This is a genomic window from Mycobacterium gordonae, assembly GCF_001417955.2.
In the GTDB taxonomy this organism is placed as follows: domain Bacteria; phylum Actinomycetota; class Actinomycetes; order Mycobacteriales; family Mycobacteriaceae; genus Mycobacterium; species Mycobacterium gordonae_B.
In genome coordinates this window covers 1-7,839 of sequence record NZ_LKTM01000063.1, presented here as the reverse complement: position 1 = coordinate 7,839, position 7,839 = coordinate 1, and the positions used below count along the sequence as shown (strand labels likewise).

Below are 7,839 nucleotides of genomic sequence, written 5' to 3'. Positions count from 1 at the left end.
GGCGGCCGGCTACCGATCATCTCCGCAGCCGGCAACCCGGGCGGGCAAGCCGGAAATGGCGGTGTCGGCGGACTGGGTGGGGATGCGGGCTGGCTGTTCGGCAGCGGCGGTGCCGGCGGCACCGGCGGGGTCGGGGGCAGCGGCGGTGCAGGCGGCAACGGTGACATCGTCGCCGGCGCGGGCGGTCTCGGTGGCTTCGGCGGCAACGGCGCCCCGGGCGGCGCGGGCGGTAACGGAAGCGTATTCGGCAACGGCGGCAACGGCGGTACCGGTGGCGCCGCGGGTGCTGGCGGGGCCGGCGGCAATCCCGGCTACCTCGGGATCGGCGGGCGCGGCGGCCTTCCCGGGACGCCGGGATTCGGCGGCCAGGCAGGACTGGGAGGTTTGCTGAGCCAGCCGGGTGTGGCCGGTGCGGTCGGTGCCAACGCGTCGTTGGGCGTCTCCTCACCCACCAGCCCGACCAGTGTGGTCGGCGGCGGAATAGGAACATCGGTCGGCGTCGTGCAAGCCATCAATGCCATCGGTCCCTCGATTCAGACTGCGCTGGTCGACTCGATCAACAGCTTCAACGCCAGTGTCGCCCAACAGATTCATCAGCTTGCCGTACAGACGCAAGCAGCTCTGCTCAACGCCTCCGGATTGAATTTCCTCGACGGCGGCACCGGCAATCTGGGCCTGTTGAACTTCGGCAACAACAATCAAGGATTCTTCAACTTCGGCAACGGCAACAACGGCGTCCTGAACTTCGGGGACGGCAACACCGGCAGTTTCAACTTCGGCAGCTACAACCGCGGCAGCGTAAATGTGTTCGGCAACGCCAACTTCGGCAACTTCAACCTCGGAGCCGGCAACATCGGCAGCTTTAACGTCGGCTCCAACAACTACGGAGGCAACAACTTCGGGTTCAGCAACGTCGGTAATCGCAACTTCGGCTGGTCCAACGTCGGCGACGGCAACATCGGAAACTACCTGCGCGGCGAAAGCCTGCTCGGCGTCGGATCGCTGGCCCTCGCCCTCGCTTGATAAGCGGATGAAGACCACGATGGATTGCGCCTTAATGCAGGACCTGCCCCGCCGGCTGCCGGGCTGGGTAGATGCCTGCGCCGACCTCGCGGACATTGCCGTAGCCATCTGCCGTGAGATCTGCGGGGAAGTTAGGACCGACGTGGCATCGGGTGCAGGGATGGTGCGTCGGCGGTTGTCATGCTGACCCGCGCTTCCGCGGCGCCCCCTCCAAATCCGATGACCCTGTTCTACACGTTGGGTTTTCCCTCGGAGACTGGTGATGTCGCCACGGTGATCAACGTCTTAGAGGGCGGGAAGGGCGACGCGTGCGCGCACGCGATCGCCTCGCACACCAACGTCGTCATCGATGTGAGGCATCTTCGGCTCGAAAGTGGCCGCTGAGCAACCGGTGTCGATCGTCATGGCGATCGCCAAGAACATGCCGCACGGAAAGTAATGGAGGCACTGTTATGAACGACTGGCCGACTGGTTCTGGTGGACCGTTGGGGGCTGCTGGTACGCCCGGCGCGGGACTGAATCCGCATACTCCGGTGAAACCGCCCGGGGGACTGCACACCTGGGCGCCGCCGCACGCGCAGAATCCACCGCGACCCGGGCAACCCTACATGCCGGCTCCGGGCGCACCGGGGTGGGAGCCAGCTCGCCAGGCCCCCAATCCCAAGCGGCGCAAGGCGTTGTGGATCACCCTGGCGGCAGGCGCCGCAGTCGTGGTGACGGTAGCGATCGTGCTGGTCCTCACCCTGGCGGGGGGAGGACCCGGCAACGGTGGGGCCGCCAGCGCCGGTGATGCCGTCAAGGGCTATCTGGCGGCGCTGGCGCGCGGTGATGCCGAGGTAGCGCTGTCCTACGGGGTGGATCAGCCCGCGAGCAAACAGTTCCTGACTAATGAGATCCTGAAAAAGCAGATCGCCCAATGGCCGATCTCCAACATCCGTATCCTCAGCGACGACTCCAGCGGACTGGGGATGGGGCGGGTGCACGTGGTCGCCAATTTCGGCGACACGAACTCCGACACCACGTTGTATGTGAAGAAGGATCACGGCAGCTGGAAGCTGGATGCGGCCGCGATCAAACTCGACGGTCAACACTTTGCCACCTCGGGCAACGCCGCGGCCAAGACCATGACGTTTTTCGGCAAGCCGGTGGCCGACGGGACGGTGTATGTGTTTCCCGGCTGGATCGACATCGGCTCCACCAACCCGTATTTGACGGTCAGCGCCAAACCAGTACTGCTCGACCAACTCCCGCTGAGCGGGGGGGCATGGATGAGCCCGGAGATCGCCCTGTCTGACACAGGAAAGGCGGCGGTCAAGGATTCGTTCAACGCCGCGATGGCGGCCTGCCAGCACTCGAACCTGCTGACCCCACCGGGGTGTCCGGTCCAACTGGATTCCTACGATACCCGCACCCTGGTCGATGGCACGGTCAGCTGGGGCCCGCCCGACACCAGCGCCATGGATTTCTCCCGCTTCGATCCCTACCGGCTGACGGTGCACTTCTCGGGCAAGGTGACGGTGCCGATCACCGCCGCCACCCGCAAAGGCGGCACCGAAACGGCCACCGCGAGCCAATTCCTCTACGGCGCAGCAGACATGGCGAAAACACCGCCCGCGTTGACCTTCGACTAACCCGGCGGCAAGGAGACCAGGTCATGACCGTAGACAACACGTGTGTGTCCCCTCACGAAATAGAGGGGGCCCAGATGAGCATTGCCGCGTTGGTGGCGGCGTTTTCGGCCAAAGTCGTCGGCCAGAGCACGCTGCGCGAAACGCTGCTCATCGGGCTGCTGGCCGGCGGACACGTCCTGCTGGAAAGCGTTCCCGGGCTGGCCAAGACGACCGCCGCACGGGTGATCGCCGAGTCGATCGAGGGCCGCTTCGCCCGCATCCAGTGCACCCCGGACCTGCTGCCCAGCGACATCATCGGCACCCAGATCTTCGACTCGGCCACCAATTCCTTTGTCACACGCCTAGGTCCAGTGCACGCCAACATCGTCCTGCTCGATGAGATCAACCGCTCCAGCGCCAAAACCCAGAGCGCGATGCTTGAGGCGATGGAAGAACGGCAGACCACGATCGCGGGAACGCTGTATCCGACCCCGGAGCCGTTCATGGTGATCGCCACCCAAAACCCGGTGGACCAGGAAGGCACCTATCCCCTCTCAGAAGCCCAAACCGACCGCTTCATGCTCAAAGACATTCTGCGGTACCCGAGCGTGGCCGAAGAGGTCGAAGTCATGATGCGCCGCGACAACGGCGTCTACCGCAAAGACCGCCCAACCCCGGCGGTGATCGGGCTCGAGGTAGTGCGCCGGCTGCAGACCGTAACCGCCAGCATCCACCTGGATCCGGCGCTGATGAGCTACGCCAGCCAACTGGTCGCGGTCACCCGCACCCCAGGGCAATACCTGCCACCCCCGCTGGCCGCGGTCATCGAATACGGCGCCTCCCCACGGGCCAGTCTGGCCTTGTGCCACGCCGCGCGCGCGCTGGCGCTGCTGCGCGGCCGCAACCACGTGCGACCCGAAGACATCGCCCACATCGCGCACCGGGTCCTGGCCCACCGCCTGGTCCTGGGCTTTGAGGCCGCCAGCGCCGGCATCACCGCCCACACGGTCATCGACGCGGTGCTGGCCGCGGTGCGTCTGCCCTAGGACTGGCATGGGTCAGCTCCTGCACGCCGCCAAGCGGCATTTCCCCGGCCCCACCCGCGGGTTGCTCGACGGCGGCCGGTATGCGCTGCTGCACACCCGCACGATGGAATTCGACGATCTGCGCCCGTATGTGGCCGGTGATGAGATCCGCGACATCGACTGGAAAGCCACCGCGCGCGCCGGCACGGTCCTGATTCGCCGCTACGTCTCTGAAAAGCACCACAAGGTCCTGCTGATCGCCGACGCCGGACGCAACATGAATGCGCTGGCTCCCAGCGGGGAATTCAAGCGCGACGTCGCGCTGCACACCCTGGGCGCGTTCGGGCTGATCACCCTGGGGCGCGCGGATGAGCTCGCCCTGGTCTACGGCGATCACCGCGGCAGCGTGCGGGTGGGCGCCCGCCGCGGCGAAAGCCACGTCGAGGCGCTGCTGCACCGCTTCTACACCCACACGACCACCGCACCCGGGCGCAGCGACATCATTGCCCAGTTAGATTATGCGGCAACACATTACCGGCGCCGGATGCTGGTCATCGTGATCAGCGACGAACCCGACGTCGATGAGCGGCTGCACCGTGTGGTGCGCCGCCTGCGTGACCGCCACGACCTGCTGTGGGTGATGATCGCCGATATGCCCGCGGTCGGTACGGCCGCCGATGAACCCGACGGCTACGACGTCGACAGCGGCGCCCACGTCCTGGGCGGCGCCGCCCTGGGACCGCGCATCGTCGAGGCCTACCGCCGCCGCGAAGCCGAACGCCGCGCCGCACTGCACGATTTCTTCAACACCCACGGCATCCGGGTGGCCGGCATCGCCGCAAGCAGCGACATCCGAGCCCGCATTGTGGACCTGACCCGGGAGTACTCCCATGCCGGGTGATTTGCTGCGCTATTTGGGTGCCCCGACCGGATTCCCGGGCTGGTGGTGGCTGGTCGTCGCGGGATGTCTCATCGTGGTCGTGGGATGGTTTGGCGGACTGTATATTTGGACGCTGCCTCCGGCGCGGCTGCGCCGCACACCGGTCCTTTCCGTCCTGCACCGCCGCCTGCTGCGCCGCCGGTTCACCCGCTCGATCACCCGCGCGGTCGAAGAGCACCGCGCCGGTCACCTGTCGCCCGCGCAGGCCGCCGCCCAGATGAACCACACCCTGCGCAGCTTTCTGCACCTGTCCACCGGCGCCCGTGTGCAGTACCTGCACATCGACGCCATCAGCGCCAGCACGGAGCTACTTGCTGCCGCGCCGGTGCTCAGTGCCCTCAGCGCCGCCCAGTTCTCCCCAGACCCGGTCGATGTCGCGGGTGTGGCCCGCCAGGCTCAGCAGGTGATCCGCGCATGGACGTGAGATGGAGTGCGGTCCTGATTTTCGGGGCCGCCGCCCTGACAGCGGTCACCGCCTGGGCCCTGCTGGTGCCGCTGGTGAAAACCCCGGTGGTGCGCCGCCCGCTGGCCCACGTCGCGCGGCTGACCGGCATGCCCGAATACGCGCGGCTGGCCGCGCTGCGTTTCTGGTCCATGCTGACCACGCTGGGTCTGCTGATGGCGTTGTTGGCCGTGGCGTTGCTGATTACCGCGCGCCCGGTGGGCTTTTCGGCGGCCACCAAGAACTTCGAAGCCGCCCACCCCGAAGACATCATGGTCTGCCTCGGTCAGCCCGTGACCGACCCGACCACCGCAGGATTTCTGCACTATTTCGCTCACCAGATGGGCACGTTCAACACCCAGCGCATCGGGTTGACCTCACCGAGCCTGCGGGTGGTGCCGTTGACCGGTGACTATGAGTACGCCGCCGCGCAGTTCGAACGCTTTGCCGCCCTGGCCGGCCTGCAACACCAACTCGACACCACCAAGGAACTGCCAGGCCCTCAAGCCGAGCAGCTGCGCATGGGCATCAACGACTTCTCCCGCGAGGTGAACTACCTCGACTACACCCGTAGCGTCCAAGACATCCTGGCGCTGTGCATGACCGGCTTTCCCGCCTTCGAGGACAAAAGCGTTCGCCGGCGATCGGTGATCTACCTGGGCTTCAACGATATTCGCGACCCCCGCGACGCCCGCCCGACACTGTTCTCTGACCAACAGGTCAAAGACATGGCCGCAGCAGGCGGGATCCAGATCAACGTGATCAGCCGCGCTGATGTGCTCAAGTCGGATCAGTCCAGCGCCGCGGTGGCCGCCATCGCCGCCGCCACCGACGGCCGCTACAGCCTCTACAACCCCGCCGGCACCGCCGGACCCAGCATGTCAGCAACCGACGCGAACCTCGCCGGCGTGCTCACCACGGTCCGCGACAACCCCCCGGGTGTGGTGCTGGCCAGCGGGACCTCCATCACCCGCCGCTCCTGGGATTACCCCAACGCCGTGCTGATCGCCGCGCTGGCGCTGACCGCGGTGTTGTCGGCCGCGCTGGCGGTGCTGCGGCGATGACATTCGAGCCTGTCCTTCCCGCCGCGGCGCTGATCACCCTCGCTGCAGCACTCGTCGCGATCCGGATGACGGCCCTCTACCGGCTGCTGGTGCGCACCGGCAAAGGCCGCTACCGCCGTGTCGTGGCGCGATGGGCCGCATTGACCGCCGCCGGGCTGCTACTCGTGCTGGCCGCCGCCCGACCCGGGCTGCCACTCGATGACGCACGCGCCCGCGCCGCCACCAAACCCCCGCCCAGCTCGGCCAATGTCAACGTGTTCTTCGTCGTGGACCGCTCCGTGGATGGCCGCGTCGAGGACTATGCCGGCACCGCCTCACGGATGTCGGGCATTCGCAGCGACATCGCCGCACTGATCGACCAATACCCACGGGCGCGTTTCGCACTGATCAGCTTCGCCTCCCGAGCCCGCCTGGACTGGCCGCTCTCCGACGACGGGTGGAGCCTCAAACCACTCATCGCGGGACTGTCCCCGTACACCGAGGTACCAGCTGACGCCATGTTCACCGTCAACGTCGGCGCCGCCAACGACGTGTTGCGCACCCAATTGCTTCATGCCAGCACCCAGTACCGCGACAGCAAGAACCTGGTGTTCTACTTCGGGGAAGGAGCAGGGGGATCGCGCGCTCCGCAGAGCGGCTTCGCTGACCTCGACCACGTCGCCGGCGGCGCGGTCCTGGGTTACGGCAGCACCGCCGGTGGCCCCATCCCGCAGCAATACACCAACGGATCCCTGCTCTACATGTGGGATCAACAGAACAACCGTCCGGCCCACTCGGCCCTCAACGAAGCCTCCCTCAAAGCAGTGGCCGGCGAGATCGGCGTGCCCTACTTCCACCGCGACAACGCCCCGATCACCGCCGTGGTGCCCGCCCTGGACCTCACCGGCGCCGGGCCCGACGGGGCGGCCCTGGTATCCACGCTCAACGCCGAACGCCGCGAACTGTACTGGTATTTCACCGGCCTGGCCGCCGTCCTAGTCCTAGCCGAAATCGCTTGGACACTGCGGGAATTCCGCCTGACCGCCTACCAACACCGACCAGCGAGACACTGATGCTGCAACGCAACCCACGCCGTGTGCTCCACCGCGCCCAAGCGCACGCCGCCGCCTGGTGGCAGCGCGGCCCGACCCGGCTGCGACAGCGCCGCCAGCTGCTGGTGTGCACACTGCCGGCCGCGACGGTGCTGCTGGCTCTGGCCGCCGAGATCACCAGAACCATGCTCGCCGGCCAGGCGGCACTCACCGACTACAACCGCCACGACCTGGACGCCCTACGCGCTGATGTCGCCACCCTGAGCCAGTTCAACATCGTTGATCCCGCCCAGGTGTCGTTCATCGCTGCCGACCTCGCCGTCCTGGAAGGACGACTCGAGGACGCCGAGCACCACTTCACCGCCGCGCTGGCCCACGACGGCGGCCCTGCATCCTGCCCGGTACGGGTAAACCTGGAACTGCTGCGCGAGACCCGCGGTGACCTCGCCGCCGCCACCAGCCACACCGCGCAGGCCGAACAGTTCTACACCACGGCGCTGCAAACGATTTCGGCCGCGCCACCGGGATGTTTCACCGACAACACCGACCCCAACCCCGACCGCCGCGAGATCCGCGCAAACGCCGCCGCGCGCGTCACCGACAAGATCAACACGTTGCACATGCCGGCACCCCCGCCTGCGCCGGTGCAAACCCTCACCCCGCAACCGCCGCCGACATCGTTGACCCCCACCACGGTGCCACCG

At 67.0% G+C, this 7,839-nt stretch carries 8 protein-coding genes and 1 pseudogene; all 9 read left to right on the top strand.

The window, feature by feature from the left end; all coding sequences use genetic code 11:
* Positions 1–1,023, top strand: a 1,023-nt coding sequence (locus tag AO501_RS37825) for a pentapeptide repeat-containing protein (RefSeq protein WP_197419791.1), incomplete at its 5' end; no start/stop codon positions are given.
* Between the two features lie 219 nt (positions 1,024–1,242).
* Complete coding sequence (locus AO501_RS36990) at positions 1,243–1,407, top strand: sensor domain-containing protein (protein ID WP_156452408.1); 165 nt, start codon at positions 1,243–1,245, stop codon at positions 1,405–1,407.
* A 149-nt stretch (positions 1,408–1,556) separates the two neighbouring features.
* Complete coding sequence (locus AO501_RS08365; protein ID WP_197419790.1) at positions 1,557–2,654, top strand: DUF4878 domain-containing protein; 1,098 nt, start codon at positions 1,557–1,559, stop codon at positions 2,652–2,654.
* 23 nt (positions 2,655–2,677) lie between these two features.
* On the top strand, positions 2,678–3,679 hold the full coding sequence (locus AO501_RS08360; protein WP_055577282.1) for an AAA family ATPase: 1,002 nt from the start codon (positions 2,678–2,680) through the stop codon (positions 3,677–3,679).
* A 7-nt stretch (positions 3,680–3,686) separates the two neighbouring features.
* Positions 3,687–4,559 (top strand): DUF58 domain-containing protein, encoded by an 873-nt coding sequence (locus AO501_RS08355; RefSeq protein ID WP_055577281.1) that lies wholly within the window; start codon positions 3,687–3,689, stop codon positions 4,557–4,559.
* Positions 4,549–5,022, top strand: a complete 474-nt coding sequence (locus tag AO501_RS08350; protein ID WP_055577280.1) for a hypothetical protein — start codon at positions 4,549–4,551, stop codon at positions 5,020–5,022. The genes AO501_RS08355 and AO501_RS08350 overlap by 11 nt, the downstream gene beginning before the upstream one ends.
* The gene (locus AO501_RS08345; RefSeq protein WP_055577279.1) at positions 5,013–6,104 is read left to right on the top strand and encodes a hypothetical protein; all 1,092 of its coding nucleotides are present in this window, start codon (positions 5,013–5,015) and stop codon (positions 6,102–6,104) included. The genes AO501_RS08350 and AO501_RS08345 overlap by 10 nt, the downstream gene beginning before the upstream one ends.
* On the top strand, positions 6,101–7,156 hold the full coding sequence (locus tag AO501_RS08340) for a VWA domain-containing protein (protein ID WP_055577278.1): 1,056 nt from the start codon (positions 6,101–6,103) through the stop codon (positions 7,154–7,156). Before AO501_RS08345 ends, AO501_RS08340 begins: the two co-directional genes overlap by 4 nt.
* Positions 7,156–7,839 (top strand): annotated as a pseudogene (locus AO501_RS08335) (hypothetical protein); the annotation flags it as partial. The gene AO501_RS08340 and the pseudogene AO501_RS08335, both read left to right, overlap by 1 nt.